The 25,394-nt window shown below is 36.4% G+C and carries 26 protein-coding genes and 2 rRNA genes (1 of these 28 cut by a window edge); 1 reads left to right on the top strand and 27 read right to left on the bottom strand.

The window, feature by feature from the left end:
* Nucleotides 1-76: 76 nt before the first annotated feature.
* The 16 genes from mfd to metG all read right to left on the bottom strand — a co-directional run bounded on the left by mfd (nt 77) and on the right by metG (nt 16,597).
* Entirely contained in the window at nt 77-3,607 is a 3,531-nt protein-coding gene (gene mfd / locus NSQ69_RS00300; protein ID WP_002130216.1) for a transcription-repair coupling factor, read from the bottom strand.
* 105 nt (nt 3,608-3,712) lie between these two features.
* Nucleotides 3,713-3,937: an anti-sigma-F factor Fin family protein gene (locus NSQ69_RS00295; protein ID WP_002091576.1), complete on the bottom strand. Its 225-nt coding sequence runs from the start codon at nt 3,935-3,937 to the stop codon at nt 3,713-3,715.
* 70 nt (nt 3,938-4,007) lie between these two features.
* Nucleotides 4,008-4,568, bottom strand: coding sequence for an aminoacyl-tRNA hydrolase (gene pth / locus NSQ69_RS00290; RefSeq protein ID WP_087943057.1), 561 nt, complete (start codon nt 4,566-4,568; stop codon nt 4,008-4,010).
* Between the two features lie 72 nt (nt 4,569-4,640).
* Nucleotides 4,641-5,594 (bottom strand): ribose-phosphate diphosphokinase, encoded by a 954-nt coding sequence (locus tag NSQ69_RS00285; protein ID WP_002091580.1) that lies wholly within the window; start codon nt 5,592-5,594, stop codon nt 4,641-4,643.
* A gap of 18 nt (nt 5,595-5,612) precedes the next feature.
* Entirely contained in the window at nt 5,613-6,992 is a 1,380-nt protein-coding gene (gene glmU, locus NSQ69_RS00280; protein ID WP_002091584.1) for a bifunctional UDP-N-acetylglucosamine diphosphorylase/glucosamine-1-phosphate N-acetyltransferase GlmU, read from the bottom strand.
* A gap of 329 nt (nt 6,993-7,321) precedes the next feature.
* Nucleotides 7,322-7,615, bottom strand: a complete 294-nt coding sequence (gene spoVG / locus NSQ69_RS00275) for a septation regulator SpoVG (RefSeq protein WP_341098860.1) — start codon at nt 7,613-7,615, stop codon at nt 7,322-7,324.
* 152 nt (nt 7,616-7,767) lie between these two features.
* Entirely contained in the window at nt 7,768-8,142 is a 375-nt protein-coding gene (locus tag NSQ69_RS00270) for a RidA family protein (protein WP_000869819.1), read from the bottom strand.
* 123 nt (nt 8,143-8,265) lie between these two features.
* The gene (gene purR / locus NSQ69_RS00265; protein ID WP_002091587.1) at nt 8,266-9,114 is read right to left on the bottom strand and encodes a pur operon repressor; all 849 of its coding nucleotides are present in this window, start codon (nt 9,112-9,114) and stop codon (nt 8,266-8,268) included.
* Between the two features lie 54 nt (nt 9,115-9,168).
* On the bottom strand, nt 9,169-10,038 hold the full coding sequence (gene ispE / locus NSQ69_RS00260; protein ID WP_012260164.1) for a 4-(cytidine 5'-diphospho)-2-C-methyl-D-erythritol kinase: 870 nt from the start codon (nt 10,036-10,038) through the stop codon (nt 9,169-9,171).
* A 196-nt stretch (nt 10,039-10,234) separates the two neighbouring features.
* Nucleotides 10,235-10,414, bottom strand: coding sequence for an acid-soluble spore protein SspF (sspF, locus tag NSQ69_RS00255; RefSeq protein ID WP_002094215.1), 180 nt, complete (start codon nt 10,412-10,414; stop codon nt 10,235-10,237).
* A 91-nt stretch (nt 10,415-10,505) separates the two neighbouring features.
* The gene (veg, locus tag NSQ69_RS00250; protein ID WP_002009653.1) at nt 10,506-10,769 is read right to left on the bottom strand and encodes a biofilm formation stimulator Veg; all 264 of its coding nucleotides are present in this window, start codon (nt 10,767-10,769) and stop codon (nt 10,506-10,508) included.
* A gap of 238 nt (nt 10,770-11,007) precedes the next feature.
* A complete protein-coding gene (gene yabG / locus NSQ69_RS00245) occupies nt 11,008-11,871 on the bottom strand; it encodes a sporulation peptidase YabG (protein ID WP_002009651.1) in 864 nt (287 codons plus the stop codon).
* A gap of 117 nt (nt 11,872-11,988) precedes the next feature.
* Entirely contained in the window at nt 11,989-12,867 is an 879-nt protein-coding gene (gene rsmA, locus NSQ69_RS00240; protein ID WP_002091590.1) for a 16S rRNA (adenine(1518)-N(6)/adenine(1519)-N(6))-dimethyltransferase RsmA, read from the bottom strand.
* Entirely contained in the window at nt 12,864-13,421 is a 558-nt protein-coding gene (rnmV, locus tag NSQ69_RS00235; protein ID WP_002029323.1) for a ribonuclease M5, read from the bottom strand. Before rnmV ends, rsmA begins: the two co-directional genes overlap by 4 nt.
* A 260-nt stretch (nt 13,422-13,681) precedes the next feature.
* Nucleotides 13,682-14,449, bottom strand: a complete 768-nt coding sequence (locus NSQ69_RS00230; protein ID WP_002009645.1) for a TatD family hydrolase — start codon at nt 14,447-14,449, stop codon at nt 13,682-13,684.
* A gap of 165 nt (nt 14,450-14,614) precedes the next feature.
* Nucleotides 14,615-16,597 carry a methionine--tRNA ligase gene (gene metG / locus NSQ69_RS00225; RefSeq protein WP_033728750.1) on the bottom strand — a complete coding sequence of 661 codons (1,983 nt, stop codon included), beginning with the start codon at nt 16,595-16,597 and terminating at the stop codon, nt 14,615-14,617.
* 519 nt (nt 16,598-17,116) lie between these two features.
* On the opposite strand from metG, the gene NSQ69_RS00220 reads away from it, so the two are divergent.
* A complete protein-coding gene (locus NSQ69_RS00220; protein ID WP_000843037.1) occupies nt 17,117-17,401 on the top strand; it encodes an AbrB/MazE/SpoVT family DNA-binding domain-containing protein in 285 nt (94 codons plus the stop codon).
* Nucleotides 17,402-17,421: 20 nt separating this feature from the next.
* Here the strand turns inward: NSQ69_RS00220 and rsmI are convergent, their stop codons facing one another.
* From rsmI to NSQ69_RS00165, 11 genes are all read right to left on the bottom strand, one after another.
* Complete coding sequence (rsmI, locus tag NSQ69_RS00215) at nt 17,422-18,297, bottom strand: 16S rRNA (cytidine(1402)-2'-O)-methyltransferase (protein ID WP_002130208.1); 876 nt, start codon at nt 18,295-18,297, stop codon at nt 17,422-17,424.
* Nucleotides 18,266-18,556 (bottom strand): GIY-YIG nuclease family protein, encoded by a 291-nt coding sequence (locus tag NSQ69_RS00210; RefSeq protein ID WP_002130207.1) that lies wholly within the window; start codon nt 18,554-18,556, stop codon nt 18,266-18,268. Before NSQ69_RS00210 ends, rsmI begins: the two co-directional genes overlap by 32 nt.
* Nucleotides 18,543-19,283, bottom strand: coding sequence for a tRNA1(Val) (adenine(37)-N6)-methyltransferase (locus NSQ69_RS00205; RefSeq protein WP_002130206.1), 741 nt, complete (start codon nt 19,281-19,283; stop codon nt 18,543-18,545). The genes NSQ69_RS00210 and NSQ69_RS00205 overlap by 14 nt, the downstream gene beginning before the upstream one ends.
* Nucleotides 19,284-19,403: 120 nt before the next feature.
* Nucleotides 19,404-19,754, bottom strand: coding sequence for a DNA replication initiation control protein YabA (yabA, locus tag NSQ69_RS00200; RefSeq protein WP_002009639.1), 351 nt, complete (start codon nt 19,752-19,754; stop codon nt 19,404-19,406).
* Nucleotides 19,755-19,768: 14 nt separating this feature from the next.
* Entirely contained in the window at nt 19,769-20,596 is an 828-nt protein-coding gene (locus tag NSQ69_RS00195) for a PSP1 domain-containing protein (protein ID WP_002009637.1), read from the bottom strand.
* Nucleotides 20,597-20,601: 5 nt separating this feature from the next.
* Nucleotides 20,602-21,585 (bottom strand): DNA polymerase III subunit delta', encoded by a 984-nt coding sequence (gene holB, locus NSQ69_RS00190; protein ID WP_002009636.1) that lies wholly within the window; start codon nt 21,583-21,585, stop codon nt 20,602-20,604.
* Between the two features lie 35 nt (nt 21,586-21,620).
* On the bottom strand, nt 21,621-22,247 hold the full coding sequence (gene tmk, locus NSQ69_RS00185; RefSeq protein WP_341098859.1) for a dTMP kinase: 627 nt from the start codon (nt 22,245-22,247) through the stop codon (nt 21,621-21,623).
* A gap of 1 nt (nt 22,248) precedes the next feature.
* Complete coding sequence (locus NSQ69_RS00180) at nt 22,249-23,670, bottom strand: aminotransferase class I/II-fold pyridoxal phosphate-dependent enzyme (protein WP_063225903.1); 1,422 nt, start codon at nt 23,668-23,670, stop codon at nt 22,249-22,251.
* A gap of 79 nt (nt 23,671-23,749) precedes the next feature.
* Nucleotides 23,750-23,929, bottom strand: coding sequence for a sigma factor G inhibitor Gin (locus NSQ69_RS00175; RefSeq protein WP_002130199.1), 180 nt, complete (start codon nt 23,927-23,929; stop codon nt 23,750-23,752).
* A gap of 199 nt (nt 23,930-24,128) precedes the next feature.
* Nucleotides 24,129-24,244, bottom strand: a 5S ribosomal RNA gene (gene rrf / locus NSQ69_RS00170).
* Between the two features lie 49 nt (nt 24,245-24,293).
* Nucleotides 24,294-25,394: ribosomal RNA gene (locus NSQ69_RS00165) — 23S ribosomal RNA — on the bottom strand; it runs 1,821 nt beyond the window's last position.

The following is a 25,394-nucleotide window of genomic DNA, read 5'->3' as shown; positions in this document are numbered from 1 at the left end:
AAATCACCAACTATTAAACATAGTATTTTACACATTAGTTCTTCTATGCACGTCGAATTGTATTTTTTATCTTATATTAGGCATTTATTACTTCTTTTTTTACATCTGGCAAGCCTTTTAATAAATTTTCAGCAATTGTTAACCATTTCGACGTCTCTAATCCATTCGTTTTCATCACAATTTTCAATTGTGACCCCTCCATACCAAGACCGATCATACGGCCAAAACTACTTCCTAGCATGAATAATTTTCCACCATCTATATTTTGGCTCGCTTGTTCAGAAAACAGGAATGTTACTTCAAATTTATTTTGCTTAATTAACTCAATTTTTTCTTTCATCGCCAACACTTTAATGTTTGCAATTTGTAATAAATAACCAACTTCTTGTGGATAATCACCAAATCTGTCGATCATCTCTTCCTGCAACTCTTCAATATCTTCAATTGCAGAAATACCTCTAAATTGTTTATACATCATAATTTTTTGTTTACTATCTGAAATGTACGCATCCGGTAAATACGCATCTACTTCTAAATCAATTTCAACATTAACGGTATTTTCAACTCCGTCTGTTCCTCTACGTTGCTCAATTGCATCTTTTAACATTTGAGAATATAGATCAAATCCGACAGAATCAATAAATCCATGTTGTTCTGCCCCTAACAAATTACCCGCACCACGAATTGATAAGTCTCTCATCGCAATTTTGAAACCAGATCCAAGCTCTGTAAACTCTTTAATTGCTTGCAGACGCCTCTCTGCAACTTCCGATAACACTTTATCACGTTTGTATGCAAAGTATGCATACGCGACGCGATTAGAACGCCCAACACGACCACGAAGCTGATACAACTGCGATAGTCCCATACGATCTGCATCAAATACAATTAATGTATTTACATTCGGAATATCTACACCCGTCTCAATAATTGTTGTACTTACAAGAACATCATGCTGCCCTTCTAAAAACGATAGCATAACAGACTCTAATTCACCTTCATTCATTTTCCCATGTGCGTATGTTACACGAGCATCTGGAACTAACATCGAAATTTCATCTGCTTTTCTTTCAATATCCTCCACACGGTTATATAGGAAGTAAATTTGACCGCCTCTTGCTAACTCTCGCTCTATCGCTTCTCGCATTAACGCTGGATTATACTCTACTACATATGTTTGTACTGGGAAACGATTCTCTGGTGGTGTCTCAATAACAGATAAATCGCGCACACCAAGCATAGACATATGAAGTGTACGTGGAATCGGAGTTGCCGTTAATGTTAACACGTCAACATTTGCTTTCAATTGTTTAATTTTTTCTTTATGTGTAACGCCGAATCTTTGTTCTTCATCAATAATAAGAAGTCCTAAATCTTTATAAGTAACATCTTTAGATAAAATACGATGCGTTCCGATTACAATATCCACCGTTCCATCTTTTAAACCTTTAATCGTTTCATTTTGTTGTTTTCGTGTGCGGAATCTACTTAGTAACCCTATATTAATCGGGTAATCTTGAAAACGCTCTCGAATTGTTTCATAGTGTTGTTGTGCAAGGATTGTTGTTGGTACTAAAATCGCAACTTGTTTTTCATCCATAATTGCTTTAAATGCCGCACGAATAGCTACTTCCGTCTTTCCATATCCTACGTCACCACAAAGAAGCCTATCCATCGGACGTCCGCGTTCCATATCTTTCTTAATCTCTTCAATAGAACGTAATTGATCCTCTGTCTCTTGATATGGGAATAAAGATTCAAACTCTTGTTGCTCTGCCGTATCTGGTGTATATGCATAACCTTTCGAAGCTTCACGCTCGGCATATAATTTAATTAGGTCATCTGCAATGTCTTGTACAGATTTTTCAACTTTCGTTTTGACCTTCTTCCAATCATTTCCGCCTAATTTATAAACTTTTGGTTCCTTACCTTCAGACCCTACGTATTTTTGCACTTGATCAATTTGTTCAATTGGAACGTATAACTTATCATTACCTTGATATTTAATATTTAAATAATCTTTATGAACACCATTAATCTCTAATGTCTCAATACCTAAAAATTTACCTATACCATGATTTACATGAACTACATGGTCTCCAACTTTTAATTCCGAATAACTTTTAATACGTTCAGCGTTAGATAACTTTTGCTTACGTTGTGATTTTTTAACCTTCTTATGAAAAAGCTCCTTTTCAGTAATGACAACAAACTTTTGCATCGGCATTTCAAAGCCTGCATGTAAATCACCTACAGCAATTTGTAACCTTCCAGGCAATAAGATATCTGTCGCCTCTACAATGTCTGCATCAATATCATAATCACTTAAAATATGTTGTAGTTTTTTTACACGTTCATCATCTGTTCCAAGCACAACGGTCGTAAAATTACCTTCATTCCATCTATCAATTTCAGTTTTTAACAAATGCATCTGTCCGTGGAAATCTTGCATCGTTTTACATGTCACATTTACAATATTTTGAGGATGTGTGTGTGCTATATGGCGTAAGAATAACGTTAAATATACAAAACTTCTTTTTTTATTATGAAGAAACTCCTCAAACGAGTGGGAGAAAGATAAATCCTGAATAATTGTTCCTTCGCCAAGAAGTGAGATATACCATTCCGCTTCTTCTGTTTCAAGATGTGATGCTGTTTCTTGAATACGGGAAATCTCATCTAAAATCACAACACCATTTTCTGGTAAATAATCTATCAGACTAGCAGGTTCTTTATAGAAAATAGATAAATATTTAAACATTTGTTCTATACTCTGCCCGTTTTTCAACATTTCAATTTCATGACTAACCGTCTCAAGCACAGTAGTCTTTAATTTATCATCGGAAAGCTTTTGCATCGTCTTAGTCAAACCTTCTTCAAGATGCTTAATTCCCGATTTCAATTCTTCCTGTGAAAATAAAAACTCTGTTGCTGGACCGAACTTAACACTTTCCTTTTTATCTTGAGAACGCTGTTCATCCACATCAAACAATCGAATAGAATCGACTTCTGTATCGAAGAATTCAATACGAAACGGTAATTCTTCCGTTAATGGGTAAATATCTAATATTCCCCCGCGTAAACTGAACTCTCCTGGAGCTTCTACCATTGACTTACGCTCGTAGCCAATATGATGTAAAGTATGCAAGAGTGCATCTAAATCAATCTCTTGCCCTAGATTGATTTCAATTTGCCTTTGCTTCCATAATTCTTTTATTGGTAAAAACCTACGCAGCCCTGCAACTGGCGCTACAATAATCCCATTCTCTCCTGCAGCTAAGCGATTTAACACTTCAATACGCTGTGCCTTCAATTCTGGACTTGCAACACCAACCTCCGATGCTATCAATTCATTTACCGGATATAGCCAAACATCTTTTTCACCAAGTAACGCCACTAAATCTTCATGTACTTTTTGTGCTTGGTATAAATTGTGCGTCACGATAAGTTGTGATTGCTTTGTCTTTTTATATAAAGCTGCCATTAATAATGAACGAGAGGATGTTGCCATACCCGATACAAGTTGTTCTTTCAACCCATCTTCTAGCCCATTAATAACCGATTGTATTTCTTCATTTTTATAAAATTGCTCTAATAAACCTATCATTTTCAAAACTCCTCTCAACATAAAGAGCAAGTTACTATATTTTATGCAAATATTTTGGAAAAAGAAAACAGAAAAATGCTTTGGACATGCCAAAGCGACAACATTTTATTGCAGAAATTTTTCATATTCATAATACTCAGGATAAGATGCGAGCGTTTCTTGACACGATTCACAAATCGTTTTTATATATATATTTCCATTCTCATGAAAATGAATCATATCCACTACTTCTTGCTCTGTTAGTTGAAACAAAACGTCGCTATATACTTTTTCTGCGATAATGGAGCCCACATTACTTCCACAATGTCTACAGTAATAATAACCTTCCATACTAGCCTCCTAAATATCCAATTGCTACTAGTATGGGATAAAACAAAATAAAATATTCCAGATTGTGCGCTTAACTATTAAAAGTATTCATGATTTGGAGAAAAGGTTTATTTAACCATTCCTCACATGCATCTGCTGCATTTTCAATGGATTGATTAACGCCAGATATTTCTTCAGATGTAAAACGTCCTAATACGTAATCCACTACTTTTATCCCATTTTTCGGACGATCGATTCCCATGCGGATACGTTGAAATTCTTGTGTTCCTAAATGTGAAATTGTTGATTTCACACCATTATGTCCACCCGCACTACCTTTCATGCGAAGGCGTAATTTACCTACAGGAATATCTAAATCATCGTACATAACAATGAAGTCCTCGACATCAATTTTATAATAATCCATGAGTGGACGGATACTTTCCCCAGATAAATTCATATATGTAAGTGGCTTTAGTAAGATTACTTTTTCCCCATTAACAAAACCTGCGCCAAATACCCCTTTAAACTTTTGTTCATTCAAAGAAATACTCCAACGTTTTGCAAGTTCATCGATTGCCATAAATCCAATATTATGCCTTGTTAATTCATATTCTCTACCTGGGTTCCCAAGTCCTACTATTAATTTCATTCTTGTACCACTACTTTCTTTTTTCGATACGAAAAGACGTAACCAAGCTTGGTTACGTCTCATTCTATCCAATTAATTGAATAATACACTTACAGATTCTTCTTCGTATACACGAATGATTGCTTCTCCGATTAATGGAGCAACTGAAAGTTCATGTACTTTATCAATTTTCTTCTCTTCTGGTAATACAATAGAGTTCGTTACAACTAACTCTTTAATATTCGAATTTTGAATACGCTCAATTGCTGGACCAGATAATACTGGGTGTGTACAGCAAGCATATACTTCAGAAGCACCGTTCTCAACAAGAGCGTTTGCCGCTAATGTAATTGTACCAGCTGTATCAATGATGTCATCAATTAAAATTGCTGTTTTGCCTTCGATGTTACCGATAATGTTCATTACCTCAGATACATTCGGACGAGGACGACGCTTATCAATAATAGCGATTGGCGCTTTTAGGCGATCCGCCATTTTTCTAGCACGCGTTACACCACCGTGATCAGGAGATACGATTACGATATCTTTAAGGCCTTTTGCTTCAAAGTAGTCTGAAAGAATCGGTACACCCATTAAGTGGTCGATCGGGATATCAAAGAATCCTTGAATTTGCGGAGCATGTAAATCTAGAGTGATTACACGAGTTGCACCTGCTGTTTCAAGCAAGTTTGCTACAAGTTTCGATGTAATTGGTTCACGAGAACGCGCTTTACGGTCTTGACGCGCATAACCATAGTAAGGAATAACAATATTAATTGTTTTTGCAGATGCACGTTTTAATGCATCAATCATAATAAGTAATTCCATGATATGTTCGTTTACTGGGAAGCTTGTAGATTGAATAATGAATACATCGCAACCACGGATACTTTCTTCAATGTTAATTTGAACTTCTCCATCACTAAAACGATCAACAGAACATTTTCCTAGTCCTACTCCAATATGCTTTGCGATTTGCTCAGCAAGTTCCTTATTAGAGTTTAAAGAGAATACTTTCAAATTAGAATTTAGATATTGAGTCGACATCTAGATTAACCCTCCACATTATGATTTTTTCTTATTCAGCAATTGATCAACATAGTCTTCTTTGTTAACTTGACGTGCACGTGCTACTGATAATGCTTTTGATGGAACATTCTCTGTTATTGTAGAGCCTGCTGCCACATAAGCACCATCTTCAACTGTTACAGGAGCAACAAGGTTTGAATTACATCCAATAAATACCCCGTTACCAATTACAGTTTTAAATTTATTCTTGCCGTCGTAGTTCACCGTAATTGAACCACAACCAAGATTCACGTCTTCTCCAACTTGTGCATCCCCGATATAACTTAAGTGTGAAGCTTTACTTCTATTACCAAAAACAGTTTTTTTGATTTCTACGAAGTTTCCAACGCGCACTTCATCTCCAATAACTGAATCTGGGCGAATATGTGCAAATGGACCAACTGATACTTCTGTACCAAGTTTGCTGTCATGTACAGTAGATTGACGAATTACCGTACGATCTCCAATTTCACTATCGCGAATTACTGTATGCGGTCCAATTTCACAATCAGAACCAATTACAGTGTTCCCCTCAATAACCGTTCCTGGGTGAAGAACTGTATCACTACCAATAATTGCATCCGCAGAAATGTATGTGTTACTTGGATCAATAATTGTAACACCATTTACCATGTTCTTTCTGTTGATACGATTTTTCATAATAATTTCCGCTTGCGATAGAGCGACTCTGTCGTTAACACCTAACGTTTCATCGAAGTGCTCTGTTTGATAAGCTGATACAATATGACCTTCATTTTTTAAAATTTCAATAACGTCCGGAAGGTAATATTCGCCCTGTACATTATCATTTGAAACTTTAGAAAGTGAAGCAAATAAAGCTTTATTATCAAAACAATACGTACCTGTATTGATTTCTTTAATAGCTAATTCTTTTTCATTCGCATCCTTATGCTCAACAATCTTTTCAACATGACCATTCTCATTACGAACGATACGGCCATATCCAGCAGGCTCTTCTATGTACGCTGTTAGTACCGTCGCCATTGCTCCCGCTTCTTCGTGTTGCTGAAGCAATGCTTCCATCGTTTCAGCAGTTATTAGAGGTGTATCACCACAAATAACTAAAGTTGTTCCCTCTTCATTTGCAAGTACACTTGCAGCTTGATCGACAGCATGAGCTGTACCAAGTTGTTCTGCTTGTAATGCAAACTCACTTACGTTTCCTAGCTGTTCTTGTACCTTTTCAGCACCATGTCCAACGACTGTTACAAGTTTCTGCAATCCTAATTGAGATACTTCATTGACTACATGTTGTACCATTGGTTTTCCACATACAGGATGCAGCACTTTGTATAGCTTGGACTTCATACGTGTGCCTTTACCTGCAGCTAGAATCACTGCAAATCTGTTTGACATATAGACCCTCCATCGCAACCTATTTATCCATTAACGATATTATCCTAAATCATCATATATTTCAAGAAACACATTATAACTATTAAATTTTACCATAATTCTTATAAGATGTTTTACTCTTTAGTATCTTTTTTAAGGAATAAGCTATACTATTTTAAATGATTTTGAAAAAATTAGAAGTTTTTCATCTTTATTTTTTCAAAATATGAATTTTTATAATTAGAAACGTGTATTATTCAAAAAAAAAAAAAACAAACTCCTGTAAATGCTTACAGGAGTTTGCTACAAAATTATAAGACTTTCTTTCAAAAGCCCTTTTCATTCGAATTTTACGAAGCGCCTGCTTCTTCAAACTCAACCTCTTCTAACTCGCCTAAACGATGATACTCTGTTAAAACCGCATCTTGAATTTTAGAGCGTGTATTAGAATTAATTGGATGTGCAATGTCACGGAATTCTCCATCTGGAGTACGTTTACTTGGCATTGCTACAAATAATCCATTATTACCATCAATTAAACGAATATCATGAACAACAAATTCATGGTCTAGAGTAATAGAGGCAATTGCTCTCATGCGGCCTTCTGTGTTTACGCGGCGTAATCTTACGTCAGTCACTTCCATCTTGTGTTCACCACCCTTTTCTAAATAAGCGATATATTTGTATAAATTCCACAAAATTTCTATTTTCCCTTTAATTTTTTAAAAATTTTTAAGATAAAAATTTTTATTGTAGTTGAATATAAGGATTAGTAGAGGTTATCGCTTACAAAGAGTTACTTAACTAGGGCAATTACTTCGATTTCAACAGAAACATCTTTCGGTAATTTTGCTACTTGTACACAAGAACGCGCTGGTTTATGAGTAGAGAAATAAGAACCGTATACTTCATTAACAGCATTAAAATCATCCATATCCTTCAAGAATACTGTTGTTTTTACCACTGTATCAAATGAAGCACCTGCTTCTGCTAATACCGCTTGTAAATTTTCAAATACTTGCTCTGTTTGTACTGTTACATCTCCTGTTACAAGTTCTCCACTTGCCGTTAACGGAATTTGTCCTGAACTATAGAACATATTATTTACAATAATCCCTTGTGAATATGGTCCGATTGCCTGTGGTGCTTTGCTTGTTTGAACAACTTTCATACTTTTCACCCTTTTATTATTTATTTTTACTCTTTAAAAATAGTGTACCAAAGGCAGTTTGTCCATCTATTTTGTAATTTATAAATAGGAATAAAAAAAGGTAAAGCTATCTGCTTTACCTTTTTACTCAGCCTCTACAAGCCCTTTATCAAATGGTGCAAGTGCATAATTCCCCTTTTCCACTTGAATCGCTTTTTCTTTCACATCAACTTCTGACAGACGAATTAATGATACAAAGTTATTAATAAGTCTTTCTTCAATATCCGTAGACTCTACTAATACGCCAATCCCAACAACATTAGCTTTAAACTCTTCTAGCATGCTCATCATACCTTGAATGGTTCCGCCAGCTTTCATAAAGTCATCAATAATTAAAACATTGGACCCTTCTGGAAGGCTACGCTTTGCTAAAGTCATCGTTTGGATTCGCTTAGAGGAACCTGATACATAGTTAATACTAACAGTGGGTCCTTCTGTTACCTTATTATCTTTTCTCGCAATTACTACCGGTACATCTAAGTAGTTCGCTACTGCATAAGCAAGCGGAATTCCTTTTGTCGCTACCGTCATAACCGCATCAATTGGTTGCCTAGCAAAAACAGAAGCAAATAAACGACCTGCGCCATTAATCTGGCGAGGATTACTTAAAAGATCCGTCATATATAAGTAACCGCCAGGCAAAATACGGTCTGGGTTTTCAAATAAGCTACAAAGCTCGTTAATAATTAGATTTGCCTCTTCTTCACTTATATAAGGAATATATTTCACTCCTCCTGCTGCTCCTGGTACCGTTTGCAATGTGCCGACACCTTGTTGTTCAAACGTTTGCTTAATAATAACTAAATCTTCACTAATGGAAGATTTAGCCGATTGATACCTTTCAGCAAAAAAAGTGAGAGAAACTAGCTGACGAGGATTTTGTAACAAGTAATACGTCAGATCGACCAATCTTGTACTTCGTCTAATTTTCATACTCTCACCTCAAATCACGAATATTCTAAACAAATCATAACGTATTATACGTCTTTATTCAAGCGTTTCTCGCTCTCCTAATAAACGCACTGCATATACTTGCTCGCAAAATCCTTTTAACCCGTTATATATGCGGTGCATTCGCGAATCATGGTGTACAAGACCAAATACAGTTGGGCCACTTCCACTCATTAATACGGCATCTGCCCCAAAGCGTTTCATCTGTGATTTAATACGTGCAACCTCGGGATGCATCGCAAACGTCACATCTTCTAAAACGTTACCAACAGTATCACAAATTCCTTTATAATCGCCATGGTTAATGACTTCAACCATTTTATCTACATTTGGATGAGTAACACGATTTAATTTTAAATTTCCGTACACGTCAGCAGTAGATACACCAATGTGGGGCTTTGCTAAAACAACCCAACAAGAAGGCGGAGTCTTTATATGTTCAATTTCTTCTCCTCTTCCAGTGGCAATAGCAGTTCCACCATATACACAGAACGATACATCTGAACCAATTTCTGCGCCAAGCTTTGCTAATTCATCGATTGTTAGCCCTAAATTCCATAACTTATTAAGGCCACGTAATGTCGCTGCTGCATCACTACTTCCACCTGCTAATCCAGCGGCTACTGGAATCGTTTTTTCAATAGTAATAGACACACCTTTTTTTACATTAAACTTCACTTTTAATAATTTCGCTGCTTGATAAGCTAAATTGCGTTGGTCGTCTGGGACATACCGATTATGGGACAAAATTTCAATACGGTCTTCTGCTAATTCCGTTAGCTCTAAACGATCTGCCAAGTCGATTGTTGTCATAATCATTTTCACTTCATGATATCCATCTTGTCTTTTTCCCAGTACATCTAACGACAGATTAATCTTTGCTGGTGCTTTCACTAGTAGCTTCAATCTATTCACCCACTCTATGTACTCAATCTTTTATCGTTTATTTTACCATAAATTTATAGTAAGACGATGACACTTCCCTAATTATATCGAAAAGCATTCAGAATGAAACTACTTATGTCAAATGACGGCACCTTTTAGCGTGCAAAAAGCCGAGGAATCTCTCCTCGGCTACCGTAGCATAGAAAGTATCTTACAACTACTGGTTTCGTTTCATTAATTGCTGTTCTGCAATTTCTATAGCACGTTTCACCATATTACCAGCATCTTTCGCACGAATTCCGCCCCATCCTTCTTTCTGAACAACATCATAAAAGCCAAGCTCTTTTGCAAGCTCTTCTTTAAATTGATTTGACATGACTCCTCTTCGTCTACTCAATGCAGAGTCCCTCCTTATTTTGCTACGGTATAATTAGTATGCAAAATAATATAGCTTTTCATTTATGGGAATATATGTAACGAAAAATACATTAATTATAAAATACTTCATTTTGAGATTCATCGTAAAATGTTAGCTCTACTGTCTCTGTTAAAACATCTGCATAACTATAAGATACACGTTGCAATGCATCTTCTTGCTGGTCTAATTGTACAACAAACACAGAACGATACGTTTCTGCAAGTACACCTGATTGCTCCACAGTTTTTCTTCTCCCACTATTTGCCTTTAACATAAGTCGCTGTCCAAGATGGTGATCTAATTCGCTTTTAATTTCATCTAAACGTTTTGACATATACTTTGCTACACCTCGCTGTAATTTAGATTGAACACTTAAAACACGATATATCTATCCCAATTATTAACCGCAATTCACAGACAATATCATTATAAAAGCATCATGCGTTCAAATAGATAGAAGAAATACTATATTCTAAAAGTATCATTGTATAGTCTGCACGTTCTTGCCGCTTTTTATCCAGACTCATTTAAATCATTTCCACATAAAAAAGCAAGATACGTATGTACCTTGCTCATTCGTCATAATGTTGAAAGGGCAATCCTGTTCGTAAAATCCCTCTTGTTTCAATTCCGCCTAGTCCCTTTTCGCCAGTAATTGTATTACGCACAACGTCCCATACATTTACTCTTTCCATAAATGAAGTGAAACTAATTTTGCCAACTACATATACAGGATCTAGAGCATGAATATTAATTCTAGACGGTGAACTAGCAAAATTAGCACCTGCCCGAATCAACGCCTCAAAGTGTGATTGACAAGCCCCAGCAAAAATAACGAGTTGATCTAACGATGGATACTTTTTCCGCACTTCTCGAACGGCCTGTACAAAATGTCTAGAATGTCTATATGCTGCTAAATCTCCCATAACTCCTTTTGACTTTGTATATGCATCATGTCCTGTAATAACTAAAATGTCTGGGCGAAAATGATCTATTAAGTCTACTACCTTTTCATGCATCTCCGTTTCCTTACAATGAATACCTTGAACAGGAACGCCTATTTTATTATATAAATCCAAGCACTTGCGCAAATATAAAGGATCTCCATCTATATGCAATACACGTCCTGGCATTTGAAAATAATTCACTTCACTTGTATATCCACCAGTTGAATTATGTTCATGTCTTTGTTTCATCAACACGTAATCTTGCTGAAACAACCGGTAAGTACGCTCCATCGTTTCTTTTTCACGCTTCACTCTATTTTTATGTTCTCGTTGATCTATACTAACTAAATCTGCAAGTGGTGCATCCGCCACAAGTCTAATTTCCTCTCCAAATAATATTGCCATATCGCCTTTTATTTCTATAATACGAAAAAGAATATCCCTATTATGAGAATATCGTTCAACTAATTCTCCAACATGTAAATCCATTCTCCTACCTCCAAACTCCAAACTCGTTAGGCCATCTTACCTGTTTTTAAAGTATGAATTTAGGAAAGGAAAGGTGACAAAAGGGACAGCTCAAGTTGAACTGTCCCTTTCATATTCTTATGACAATTTATGAAGAATTAATGCATTACTTAATGTTGCAAACTCTTCGATAGATAGCGTTTCGCCTCTTCGCTTCGGATCAATTCCTACTTCTGTCAAAATTCGATCCAACAGCTCTTTATCTTTCGGGAAACCATTTAAATTATTTGATAAATTATTCATTAAAGTTTTACGACGCTGTGCGAAACTTGCTCGTACTACTTCAAAGAAGAAAGTTTCATCTGTCACTTCTACAACTGGTTTAGGACGCTTTAGAAGACGGATAATCGCAGAATCAACATTTGGTTGTGGCACAAACACTGTACGCGGTACAGTCATAACTGTTTCTACCTCTGTATAATACTGAATGGCAATTGATAAAGAACCATACTCTTTCGTTCCTGGTTTAGCAGCTAAACGATCCCCAACTTCTTTTTGCATCATAACAACAAATCCACGAACCGGTAATTTTTCTTCGAGCAATTTAAATAAAATTGGCGTTGTAATATAGTATGGTAAGTTAGCTACTACCATTACATCTTGTCCTTCTTCAAATTGCTCACTAAACACTTCATGTACATCTGCTTTTAGTACATCTTTATTTATAACTGTAACGTTGCTATATGGAGCTAACGTCTCGTCTAAAATTGGTAATAATCTCTGATCAATTTCAAAAGCCACTACTTTTTTAGCACGCTTTGCCAATTGCTCTGTTAACGCACCGATACCTGGTCCAATTTCAATTGCGCCACTTTCTGAACCGATTTCTGCGTGATCAACGATACGATTTAATACATTCGTATCAATTAAAAAATTTTGTCCTAAACTTTTTTTGAATGAAAATCCATACTTTTCAACAATGTCTTTCGTACGATTTGGTGTTGCGATATCCTTCATTTTTTTTCCTCCTGTATTACTTGCTTATAAGCTTCTGCAAATGATTCCTTTGAAACCTGAAACATTTGTAAACGTTTATGTAACTGTTTTGCGTTTGTATAACCAATCTTTAATAGCTTACCCACTCTTTCTCTGCGACTCTTTGCCATTTCTCCGCCCACTAAGCCCGCATCGACTAGATCACTCCAACTAATTTCACTTGTGTAAGCTTCCATTTCTTCATGTATATTCTCTAAAGCACGGCGAATCGACTCATTAGAAGCATGTTCGATTCCAACACCTTTTTTCCTTTTAGCAAGTGCTTCTTCCTTCGTTAAAAAAGCATGCTTACATCCAGGAACCTTGTCAGAAATAATTTTTCGAATACGCTCTCCAGGATAATCCGGATCTGTGAAAATAATAACGCCTCGTTTTTGCTGCGCTAATTTAACTTGCTCAATAACGTGATCACCGATTGCTGAACCGTTCGTTTCGATTGTATCCGCATCAACAGCACGTTTAATCGCAACTGTATCATCTTTACCTTCTACAACGATAATCTCTTTAATTTTCATGCTTGCCTCCACACTCTTTTCATCTCTACTTAGTAAAACAAAAAAATGACGACTTTTCCATTATTATTTTCCCAATCGTACATTTTAAAAAGTAGAAGAGAAAAATCTTTGTTCACTATCCTTATTGTAACACTTCTATCTCCATCTTAATTTATCCGCAATATTTCTACACTTATGTTATGAGTAAATAGTGGGTTCTTATCACTTCTACTATCTCTCTTCTCAAAAAACAAAAAAAGAATGGGACTCCCCATTCTTTTTTATTCAACACCAAATAAGGATTTGGCATTCTTTGTTGTTACTTGCGCTACTTCGTCATAAGAAATTCCTTTTAAATTCGCAATTTCTTCTGCTACCAGTTTTACATAACTAGGTTCATTTCGTTTCCCTCGAAATGGGTGTGGTGTTAAATACGGGCAATCTGTCTCTATCAATAATTTTTCTAACGGAATCTCCATAGCAACTTCTTTCGGTTTCTTGGCATTTTTAAATGTTACTGGCCCACCTAATGAAATTAAAAAGTTCATATCGACACATCGCTGCGCTACTTCTACACTACCGCTAAAGCAATGCATAATGCCCCCTACTTCAGCTGCATTCTCTTCCTCTAGGATATCAACAATATCTTGAGTTGCATCGCGGTTATGTATAATAATCGGTAATTTCACCTTTTTCGCTAATGCAATTTGTTTACGGAATACTTCCTTCTGTATTTCTTTTGGAGACTTATCCCAGTGATAATCTAATCCCATTTCCCCAATTGCAACTACTTTAGGATGAGCCGCTAATTCTTCTAACCAAGCTAAATGTTCTTCTTTCATATCGATTGCATCAACAGGATGCCATCCAACTGCAGCGTAAATAAAATCATAAGCCTCTGCTAATTCAATTGCTTTCTTTATCGTTACTTCATCAAATCCAACAACAACTGTATATGTAACTCCCGCTTCTTTCATTCTCGCGATAACTTCTTGTAAATCTTCTTCAAATTGCTCTGCATTTAAATGTGAATGTGTATCAAACAACATAATAAATAACTCCTTTTATATTGAAATCAATTCTCTCATAGAAAAACTACACTCTTTCTAACTTAACGATAACAATACTTCAATTTTAATGCAAAAAACGGAATGTAAAAAGAAAAAAGATGCTTCACCAATGTTACACGTGAAACATCTCTTTTCTTGTCTCAATTACTTGATTTTTGTACCATTTGGTAAATTCTGGTCAATTGATGCTAATGACAATACGCCATTCTCTTCACCTGCTAAAATCATACCTTGTGATAATTCACCACGTAATTTTACAGGTTTTAAATTCGTTACACAAATAACCTTTTTACCTTTTAGTTCTTCTGGGGAATAGAATTTAGCAATCCCAGAAACCACTTGGCGCTTCTCTGTACCTAAATCAAGTTGAATTTTTAACAACTTATCTGCTTTTTTCACAGGTTCAGCGGATATTACTTCAGCTACTCGTAATTCTACTTTAAAGAAATCATCAATTGTAATTTCTTCTGCCTTTGGTTCTTCTGCTTTTTTCTCTTCTACTTTAGGAGCAGAACCTTGCATTTGTTCTTTAATATACCCCACTTCTACTTCCATTTCCAAACGAGGGAAGATTGGGTTTCCTTTTTCTACTTTTGTTCCAGCTGGAATACATCCAATTGTAGATAGGCTTTCCCAAGATTTATGCGCCTCTTCAGTAAGTCCAAGTTGAGCAAACATCTTACTTGGTGCTACTGTTAGGAATGGCATAAGCATAATACCTGTTTGACGAAGTACCTCAGCTAAGTGGGCCATTACAGACGCAAGTTTTTCGCGATCATTCTCATCCTTCGCTAATACCCACGGCTGCGTTTCATCAATATATTTGTTCGTACGGCTAACTAATTGCCAAATGGAACTTAGCGCTACAGAGAATTCCATATTCTCCATTGCCTCTTCTACTTTTTTCAATGTATCTTTGGCAAATGCCACTAACGTTTCATCGAACTCAGTTACATTTGCTTTAAATGCAGGGATTTCCCCGTTAAAGTATTTATCAATCATAGCTACTGTACGATTTAATAAGTTACCTAAATCATTCGCTAAATCAAAGTTGATTCGTTCAACAAATCCTTCTGGTGTGAATACTCCATCAGATCCAAATGGAACTTCGCGAAGTAAGTAGTAACGCAATGCATCTAATCCGTAACGATCAATTAGTGTAACTGGATCTACTACGTTTCCTTTTGACTTACTCATTTTTCCATCCTTCATTAAAATCCAGCCATGAGCAAAGACTTTCTTCGGAAGTGGTAAATCTAAAGCCATTAAAATAATTGGCCAATAAATTGTGTGGAAACGAACGATTTCTTTCCCAACTAAATGGACATCTGCTGGCCAGAATTTTTTATACTTCTCTTCATTTTCTGTTCCATATCCTAATGCAGTAATGTAATTAGACAACGCATCTACCCATACGTAAATAACGTGTTTTGGGTTACCTGGAACACGAACTCCCCAGTCAAATGAAGTACGAGAAACAGCTAAATCTTCTAATCCTGGTTTAATGAAGTTATTAATCATTTCATTTTTACGGGACTCCGGCTGAATGAAATGTGGGTTATCTTCATAGAACTTTAATAGTCGGTCTACATATTTACCCATTCTAAAGAAATAAGACTCTTCACGAACAAGTTCTACAGCGTGACCACTATCTGGGCTTTTTCCACCAACTACTTTGTCACCTTCCATAATTGGATCTACTAATTGATGCGCTGTATAGAATGTTTCATCTTGTACAGAATACCAACCTTCATATTCATCAAGATAAATATCGCCTTGATCTACTAGCTGCTTGAAGATTTTCTCAACAACATCTTTATGACGATCTTCAGTTGTACGAATAAAATCATCATAAGAGATATCCATCTTCTCCCAAAGTTCTTTAATCCCTGATACAATGTTATCCACATATGCCTGTGGTGTAACATTTAGTTCTTCTGCTTTCTTTTGGATCTTCTGTCCATGCTCATCAGTTCCTGTTAAATAATGAACATTGTATCCTTGCATACGCTTATATCGTGCCATCGCATCTCCTGCTACTGTCGTATAAGCATGTCCAATGTGTAACTTTCCACTTGGATAATAAATTGGGGTAGTAATATAAAAGGACTTATTTTCCTCTTTCATCGTTTTGGACCTCCCGAATAACCTCATATGTATTTATAAACAGTATATCAAAAACTCATATATAAAGTGAAACTTTAATCCGTGGAGAGGGTTCATCCCCCATGGATTATTAGTTGAACCAATCGGGCTTTTACGAGCAGCCCGACTCCCACTTAACTTCTTTGCTCCGGCTAAATTTTGAAGTGGGAGTCTTACTGCTCGTTAATGCGGGATAAAAACGAGTTAATGCTCGATATCTTTATCATCTATTACTCATATTCAAAAAAAATATACAATATATTTCCCGAAAAGTATAAACATTACAAAAAATAATACAAAACAATTGTAGAAATGACTTACATTCTATCATATATAAGAAGTATAAAAATCTATAAATCTTTTTTAAAAATATAGAATTTAATAATTGACGGAAATGTAAATGATTGGTATCATATGTCCATAGGGTATTTTGTCGAAAAATGACGAATCAAAAAAATAGACTCGAAACTTATAAACTATTTATTTAGGAGGAAAAGAATTATGAAATCTACTGGTATCGTTCGTAAAGTTGATGAATTAGGTCGTGTTGTAATTCCAATCGAATTACGCCGTACTTTAGGTATTGCAGAAAAGGATGCTCTTGAAATCTACGTTGATGATGAAAAAATCATCTTAAAGAAATATAAACCAAACATGACTTGCCAAGTAACTGGTGAAGTATCTGATGGTAACCTATCTTTAGCTGAAGGTAAAATTATCTTAAGTAAAGAAGGCGCTGAACAAGTCTTAAACGAACTTCAAGATTATATCGAAACAGCAAAATAAGCTTCTCAATTATGAGAAGCTTATTTTTTATCCACATGATAGATTTGATATACGTCGCGTTTCGACAAATCTCGGTCTTTAGCGACTATTTTTATCGCTTCTTTTGAATTCATACCTTTTTCATTTATATAATGTTCAATATGATTATATACTGAAATAGCTTCCCACCATTGTTCTTCTGGAGTAGGTTCTTCTGTTGAACCTGCTACTAAAATACAAAACTCACCACGAACTTCATTTTGCTTCGTCCACTCAATCGCTTCTTCAATTGTTCCACGAATAAACTCTTCAAATTTTTTCGTTAGCTCACGACATAATACGATTTCCCTATTTCCTAATACTTCTTGCATAGAGATTAAAGTATCATCTAAACGATGTGGCGCCTCATAAAACATCATTGTAGTTGGAATATAGCGTAGTTTTTCTAATTCAAGCTTACGTCCCTTTTTATTTCTTTGCAGGAAACCATAGAAATAAAAATGTTTTGTCTCAAGTCCTGATGCAATCAATGCTGTAAGGGCTGCATTTGCCCCAGGAAGCGGGATAACATGATATTGTTCTGCTACAGCCTCTACAACGATATCATAACCAGGATCTGAAATACATGGCATACCAGCATCGCTCACAATGGCTACAGTCTTACCTTCTTCTAACTTATCTAAAATTTTCCGTCCACTTACTCCTTTATTATGCTCATGATAACTCATAACTGGTGTTTCAATTTCAAAGTAATTACAAAGTTTCTTCGTTTGCCTTGTATCTTCCGCTGCAATAATGTCTGCCTCTTTTAAAATTCGGATTGCACGAAATGTCATATCCTCTAAATTTCCGATTGGAGTCGGTACTAAATATAAAACTCCCTTTTCATTTTGCTGAAAGCTTTTTTGCTGCCACATAGCGTTCTCCTTTTTGCATATATTCTTCTTTTTTTTTCCTCGTTAACTGCTTAAAGTGATACTCAGCTTGCATAGCCGTTCGTTTATCCTCGTGATCCTCTACATATTTTAAAACAACTGGAAGTCTAGCGCGTGTATATCTAGCACCTTTTCCACTATTATGGGTCTGAATCCGTTTTTCTATATGATTCGTGTATCCAGCATAATAACTTCCATCAGAACACTCCACCACATAAAAACAATGCTTATTCTTCTCCATATAAAATTGAACGAAGCTCCTTTGTATATTCATTGTTTTCTTCATATACAAAAAGAGGTGGTAAGATTTTTAAATCTGCATTCCCATCCTTAATTCCTTCAATTAACAATGTATTCGCTTCTTTACCAGCCTTAGGATAAACAAATCGCACACGTTTCGGTTCAATTTTGTATTTACGCATTAATGTGACGATGTCGAGCAAACGACCTGGACGATGTACAAATGCTACTTTCCCACCCTGTTTCACTAGCTGACTACTTGCGTATACAACATCTTCTAGTGTGCACATAATTTCATGACGAGCTATCGCTAAATGTTCATTCATATTCTTCTCAGAAGTTTGTGGTGTTTGAAAATAAGGAGGATTACATGTTACAACATCATATTGATGACGTCCAAGTTTCTCCGGCATATCTTTCAAATCTCCATGGATTAAATGAATTCTTTCTACTAAATTATTGTATTGAACACTTCTTATTCCCATATCATATAAGCGCTCTTGAATTTCTACACCTGTAATTTTCCCTTTTGTCCTTGTACTTAATAAAAGAGGGATAACTGCGTTACCTGTACACAAATCAAGTAAATTACCTTTTTGAATTGGCACCCAAGCAAAATCTGCAAGTAAAACAGCATCCAAAGAAAAATTAAATACTGATGGACTTTGTACAATCTTCATATCTTGCGCTAATAAGTAATCTAAACGCTCATCTTCATATAAATTCATATATTGCTCCCTTTCTTACACTTAACCTACCCTATTTCATCTTCTATTAATGTAAAAATAAATTTCATTCTACTCTCATGTATAAAAAATTACCTTTCCAATTATATTGGAAAGGTAATCTCACTTTTTATTTAAAAATGACAGACAGAATAAACAATCTCCCTCTTTACGTACACTTCCATAATGTAGATTGCAAATATGAAAACCTTCTTGATATAGTCTCGCTAGATTATCGTAGCCTTCACCAATATCTGTCTTCGCCTTCATTTCTTTGCGTTTTTGAGTTTTTTGTTTTTCCTTGTTCTGCACTTCTTCAAAACGATGTCGCAAATTTTCATTTTCCATTTTTATATGTTGGTTTTCTTCCAATAATTCTGCAAGATGTTGTTTTAATTCTCCCAACTGTTTGTATAAATGTCCAATTTGCTCTTCCATACTAGAAACCGATGCAAAAATATCCTTTTTCTCCACAAGCACCCACCTCATTAATCTGTGGTTTGACTCGAAACGACCCCTTTATTCATTAATTCATCTAACGTATATTCTACTATCCGTTCCTTGTCTACTAGTTCCACTTGAATTAATCTTTCTAAAATATTTAATCCGATAACACGGCCAGTACCGTGCGGTGTTTGTATACGTTGATCTAAATCAGGAAGTTGTTCCTTTGCTGCCTCATATTCATCATTCTCATATTTTAAGCAACACATTAAGCGACCACATAAACCAGAGATTTTTGCAGGATTTAATGATAAATTTTGATCTTTTGCCATTTTAATGGATACAGGTTCAAAATCTCCTAAAAAAGTAGAACAACAAAGCATACGACCACATGGACCAATACCACCAAGCATTTTTGCTTCGTCACGAACGCCGATCTGTCTCAGCTCAATTCTTGTCCTAAAAATTGCCGCTAAGTCTTTCACTAGTTCCCGGAAATCAATCCGACCATCCGCAGTAAAGTAAAAAATAATCTTATTACGATCGAACGTATACTCTACATCTACAAGCTTCATATCAAGATTATGTTCTCCTACCTTTTGTTGACAAACTTGATATGCTTCTTTCGCAGCATGCCTATTCTCTTCAACAATGGTACGATCATTTTCATTTGCAATACGAATAACTTTTTTTAGCGGTAATACAACGTCATTTTCATCAACTTGCTTTTTGGTAATAACTACTTTTCCATACTCAATACCTCTTACCGTTTCTACAATTACAAACTCATTTTCTGAGATATCGAACTGATTTGGATCAAAGTAATATACCTTTCCGGCCTTCTTAAAGCGAACACCTACTACATCATACAAAACGGTCATCCCTCCTGCAACCGCAACACTAACTGTTCGAACACAAGCTGCGCATTTACATTAGCGTTGATTCTATTTTTTGCCTCTAATATATTAAAGAGAGCTGATACAATGCGCTTCTGAGCATAAGAAAAGGATTCAAACATCTCTTTCTGCTCATGAAAAACAAGACGATCTTCTTCTCCAAGTTGAACATATAATAAATCCTTATAAATAAGGAGTAACATATCTAAGCCTTGCTGTAATTGTTCTTTCTCTCCAAAGTGCTTCCCCCATTTTTCTTGTACAAAAAAAATAGAGGCCTTATCTTTTTCGAGCGCTTCACATAATTTTATCACTAAAGCTCTCGCTTGTGCAAACCATTCATCATTACACATTAATAAAGCTTCTTCAAAACTATTTGTAAGCTGCGCAGCAAGTGTAGATAAAGAAACTGTAATACCTTCTTCCTCTAACCTCTTAATTAAAGATTCTGTAGGCAACGGCCTAAACGTAACAACTTGACAACGAGATAAGATTGTATTTAAAATCTGATGACTTTGTTCAGTAAGTAAAATAGCTGTTGTATCACTACTTGGTTCTTCTAAAAACTTTAAGAGCGTATTCGCTGCATTTGCTGTCATACGATCTGCATGCTCAATAATATATACTTTTTTATTTGCTTCTAATCCTGTTTTTGAAAACTCTTCTTGTAAATCATGAATTTGCTGTTTTTTAATAGATAATCCATCTGGTTTTACAATATGTAAGTTTGGATAGTTACCTGAATCAATTCGGCGACAATTCGTACATACATGACAAGGCTCTACACCATTTCTTTGTGAACAGAGAAAACTTTTTGCCATTTGAATTGCTGTGGCGAACTTCCCAGTCCCTTTCCCTCCCTCTAACAAGTAAGCGTGGGATATACGCTCTTTTGCAATGCTATTCATCAACATTTTGACACCGATGGGCTGTATAGCAGAAAGCTGCTCCCACGTATTTATCATACTGCATACCTCACTTATTTCATTCTTTCCTTCTATTATAACAATTTATCTTCTATAATCTGAACAACTTCTTCTATAAGTTTTTTCATTGGTTGATCAGCATTTACTAATACAATGCGATTAGAGAAACGCTCTACAACTTGTAAATACCCTTCACGCACACGTTTATGGAAAGAGATATCTTCCATATCTAGTCGATTTACTTCACGTCCTGCATCTTTTCCAATTCGTGCTAAACCTACCTCTGGCTCAATATCTAAATAGATTGTTAAACTAGGCATACAATCTTCCGTTGCGAAACGATTAATTTCAAATACTTTATCCATACCTAAGCCTCTTGCATATCCTTGATATGCTAAAGAGCTATCTATAAAACGATCACATAGCACAAGATAGTTTTCCTCAAGTGCTGGCATAACTTTTTCCACTAAATGTTGTCTACGTGCAGCAGCATATAAGAGCGCCTCTGTACGTGCTTCCATCATCGTATACTCTTTTTTATGTAAAATTGTTCTAATATCTTCAGAAATTGCAATACCACCTGGTTCTCTGGTCGCCATTACCTTTTGTTCCTTTTGCTCAAAATATGTTAATAAACTTTTAATTAATGTTGTTTTACCCGAACCTTCTGGCCCTTCAATTGTTACAAATAATCCCTTCATCCTAAAACCTACTTTCTATATCATACACGTTCATATATTTCGTACTACCTTGAAAACGAGCCCCTGTTTTCTCTAAATGAGTAATTTGCTTTGTATGTTCTTGAGTAATTCTCTCTCCATACATGATCAATGGAATTCCAGGTGGATACGGAATCACCATTTCTGCAGCTATCATACCAACGGCTTCTTCTATAGATACTAACTTCGTTTCATATCTCTCTAATTGTTTATACGTATACGGTAAAGGGGAAATCTCCCCTTTATAAGTATAACGAATTGATGCTGTCTTGTCTTTTACCTTATATTGCTGCATAGCTAATCGAATGATCTCTATAGCTTTCATATACCCCTCATTTACTTGTAACGGTAATATAAATAGGACATTATATGGATCTGCCATTTCCGTATATATACCGACTTTTTCAAATACAGACTGTAATTCATACCCCGATAACTGACAGCGAGTTTGCACCGTAACTTTTAATTCATCTTGCGATGGATATTGTAAAATAGCTATTTGTGGGATAGATCGCAATCCTTCTTTAAATCGGCGTAAAAACTCAACGATTTCATCATGACCTTCTTCCTTTATAACAGCTATTGCAAAACGTGCTATATCAAGAGAAGCCATAATTGGATACGATGGGCTACTAGATTGTAGCATACTTAAATAGGAGGAAACTTTTTCTTCGCTCACCAAACGGCTATTTATATGTAAATAAGATCCCATTGTCATCGCAGGTAATGTTTTATGTGCGGAATGAACCACAATATCCGCACCATAAACTAATGCTGACTTCGGGAAGGGGTCCCCTATACAAAAATGCGCCCCATGGGCTTCATCTACTAGAACAGGAATTTTATGTGCATGTGCGTAAGCGATACTTGCCTCTAAATCAATTCCCATACCATAGTAATTAGGATGTGTTAAAATAAGTGCTTTTGCATTTGGATACTTTGTAATTGCCTCCTTAATAATTTCATCATGAACACCTACTGGTACGTTATGTACTTCATCAATCCATGGATTTAAAAAGACCGGATTAGCCCCTGCTAATTTCAAACCATTAATGATCGATTTATGACAATTTCTTTGTACGAGGACAATATCATGTTCGCCGCAGCAAGACAAAATCATTGCTAAATTTCCAACTGTTGAACCATTAATTAAAAAATAACTTTTGTGCACGCCATATACTTCAGCTAATAATTGCTGTGCTTCATCTATACATTCAAACGGGCTATGTAAATCATCTAATCCTGTTAACTCTGTTACATCAATTGATAATATGTCCTTAAACCCCCCTGAAGCTTTCTGAGGGAAGTTTAAACCATTCTTATGACCCGGAACATGAAAAGATAGTAGTCGCCTTTCTTTTAATTCCATTAGCGCCTCATATAAAGGCATACGATTTTGATTCATATATATCTCTTCCTTATTATTCATTCTGTATCTATTATACAGATATTAGGGCAAAAAAAATAATAGGCATAATGCCTATTTAAAAATATGATACTTCTAATTTTCGCAGTTGTTTTAAATAATGTATATACTTCGGGTCAGTTGTCTCAGTATTCACCAGATTTCTTTCGCACTCGTAACATATTAAATTATTATATACATATATTCCTTCCCCTCTTTTTGTCTCACAAACGATGCAAATTTCACTTGGTAATTTCATAATCTTTCCTCCCTTTTTAAATAAACATATTTTATACCTCTATTCCTTAACAAATTTCCGGAAAATATACATCAATTTTTTATATAATATGATTTATTCTTGGGCAACGTGTTTGTATTACTTATGTATTCCCTTTACTTCTTTCATGTACTGTTTAAAAACAAAAAAACACAAGTCAAAAGACTTGTGTTTTTATCTTGCTTGGCGACGTCCTACTCTCACAGGGACAAGGTCCCAACTACCATCGGCGCTAGAGAGCTTAACTTCCGTGTTCGGTATGGGAACGGGTGTGACCTCTCTGCCATCATCACCAAACTATGAAGGTATATTCCTTCAAAACTAGATAACATTTGCTTCATATTATATGGTTAAGTCCTCGATCTATTAGTATTCGTCAGCTCCACATGTCACCATGCTTCCACCTCGAACCTATCAACCTGATCATCTTTCAGGGATCTTACTAGCTTACGCTATGGGAAATCTCATCTTGAGGGGGGCTTCATGCTTAGATGCTTTCAGCACTTATCCCTTCCGCACATAGCTACCCAGCTATGCCCTTGGCAGAACAACTGGTACACCAGCGGTGCGTCCATCCCGGTCCTCTCGTACTAAGGACAGCTCCTCTCAAATTTCCTGCGCCCACGACGGATAGGGACCGAACTGTCTCACGACGTTCTGAACCCAGCTCGCGTACCGCTTTAATGGGCGAACAGCCCAACCCTTGGGACCGACTACAGCCCCAGGATGCGATGAGCCGACATCGAGGTGCCAAACCTCCCCGTCGATGTGGACTCTTGGGGGAGATAAGCCTGTTATCCCCGGGGTAGCTTTTATCCGTTGAGCGATGGCCCTTCCATGCGGAACCACCGGATCACTAAGCCCGACTTTCGTCCCTGCTCGACTTGTAGGTCTCGCAGTCAAGCTCCCTTATGCCTTTGCACTCTACGAATGATTTCCAACCATTCTGAGGGAACCTTTGGGCGCCTCCGTTACACTTTAGGAGGCGACCGCCCCAGTCAAACTGCCCACCTGACACTGTCTCCCGGGTCGATAAGACCCGTAGGTTAGAATTTCAATACAGTCAGGGCGGTATCCCACCAGCGCCTCCACCGAAGCTAGCGCTCCGGTTTCAATGGCTCCCGCCTATCCTGTACAAACTGTACCAAAATTCAATATCAGGCTACAGTAAAGCTCCACGGGGTCTTTCCGTCCTGTCGCGGGTAACCTGCATCTTCACAGGTACTATAATTTCACCGAGTCTCTGGTTGAGACAGTGCCCAAATCGTTACACCTTTCGTGCGGGTCGGAACTTACCCGACAAGGAATTTCGCTACCTTAGGACCGTTATAGTTACGGCCGCCGTTTACTGGGGCTTCAGTTCAGAGCTTCGCTTACGCTAACCCCTCTCCTTAACCTTCCAGCACCGGGCAGGTGTCAGCCCCTATACTTCGCCTTACGGCTTCGC

This window comes from Bacillus sp. FSL R10-2201 (genome assembly GCF_038008665.1).
Lineage (GTDB): Bacteria > Bacillota > Bacilli > Bacillales > Bacillaceae_G > Bacillus_A > Bacillus_A mycoides.
This window is presented reverse-complemented; position numbering and strand designations above follow the sequence as displayed.

What these genes read in the sequence shown, in the direction of transcription:
- NSQ69_RS00205 (WP_002130206.1), bottom strand. Translation starts at nt 19,283, where the DNA reads ATGAATTTATATGAAGATGAGCGTTTAGATTACTTATTAGCGCAAGAT.
- NSQ69_RS00175 (WP_002130199.1), bottom strand. Translation starts at nt 23,929, where the DNA reads ATGAAATTACCAAGTGAAATTTGCATCGTTTGTGAGACAAAAAGAGGG.
- glmU (WP_002091584.1), bottom strand. Translation starts at nt 6,992, where the DNA reads ATGTCAAACAGATTTGCAGTGATTCTAGCTGCAGGTAAAGGCACACGT.
- pth (WP_087943057.1), bottom strand. Translation starts at nt 4,568, where the DNA reads ATGAAATTAATAGTAGGACTTGGGAACCCAGGTAGAGAATATGAATTA.
- tmk (WP_341098859.1), bottom strand. Translation starts at nt 22,247, where the DNA reads ATGAAGGGATTATTTGTAACAATTGAAGGGCCAGAAGGTTCGGGTAAA.
- NSQ69_RS00295 (WP_002091576.1), bottom strand. Translation starts at nt 3,937, where the DNA reads ATGGAAGGTTATTATTACTGTAGACATTGTGGAAGTAATGTGGGCTCC.
- NSQ69_RS00210 (WP_002130207.1), bottom strand. Translation starts at nt 18,556, where the DNA reads ATGGAGAAGAATAAGCATTGTTTTTATGTGGTGGAGTGTTCTGATGGA.
- metG (WP_033728750.1), bottom strand. Translation starts at nt 16,597, where the DNA reads ATGAAAGAGGAAAATAAGTCCTTTTATATTACTACCCCAATTTATTAT.
- veg (WP_002009653.1), bottom strand. Translation starts at nt 10,769, where the DNA reads ATGTCAAAACGTTTAGATGAAATTAAAAGCGAATTAGATCACCATCTT.
- holB (WP_002009636.1), bottom strand. Translation starts at nt 21,585, where the DNA reads ATGATAAATACGTGGGAGCAGCTTTCTGCTATACAGCCCATCGGTGTC.
- NSQ69_RS00230 (WP_002009645.1), bottom strand. Translation starts at nt 14,449, where the DNA reads ATGTTGTTTGATACACATTCACATTTAAATGCAGAGCAATTTGAAGAA.
- mfd (WP_002130216.1), bottom strand. Translation starts at nt 3,607, where the DNA reads ATGATAGGTTTATTAGAGCAATTTTATAAAAATGAAGAAATACAATCG.
- purR (WP_002091587.1), bottom strand. Translation starts at nt 9,114, where the DNA reads ATGAAAATTAGACGAAGTACAAGATTGGTCGATCTGACGTATTACTTG.
- rsmI (WP_002130208.1), bottom strand. Translation starts at nt 18,297, where the DNA reads ATGTGGCAGCAAAAAAGCTTTCAGCAAAATGAAAAGGGAGTTTTATAT.
- NSQ69_RS00285 (WP_002091580.1), bottom strand. Translation starts at nt 5,594, where the DNA reads ATGTCGACTCAATATCTAAATTCTAATTTGAAAGTATTCTCTTTAAAC.
- yabG (WP_002009651.1), bottom strand. Translation starts at nt 11,871, where the DNA reads ATGGATTTACATGTTGGAGAATTAGTTGAACGATATTCTCATAATAGG.
- NSQ69_RS00220 (WP_000843037.1), top strand. Translation starts at nt 17,117, where the DNA reads ATGAAATCTACTGGTATCGTTCGTAAAGTTGATGAATTAGGTCGTGTT.
- rnmV (WP_002029323.1), bottom strand. Translation starts at nt 13,421, where the DNA reads ATGAAAATTAAAGAGATTATCGTTGTAGAAGGTAAAGATGATACAGTT.
- NSQ69_RS00180 (WP_063225903.1), bottom strand. Translation starts at nt 23,670, where the DNA reads ATGAATCAAAATCGTATGCCTTTATATGAGGCGCTAATGGAATTAAAA.
- spoVG (WP_341098860.1), bottom strand. Translation starts at nt 7,615, where the DNA reads ATGGAAGTGACTGACGTAAGATTACGCCGCGTAAACACAGAAGGCCGC.
- rsmA (WP_002091590.1), bottom strand. Translation starts at nt 12,867, where the DNA reads ATGAAGGATATCGCAACACCAAATCGTACGAAAGACATTGTTGAAAAG.
- NSQ69_RS00270 (WP_000869819.1), bottom strand. Translation starts at nt 8,142, where the DNA reads ATGAAAGTTGTTCAAACAAGCAAAGCACCACAGGCAATCGGACCATAT.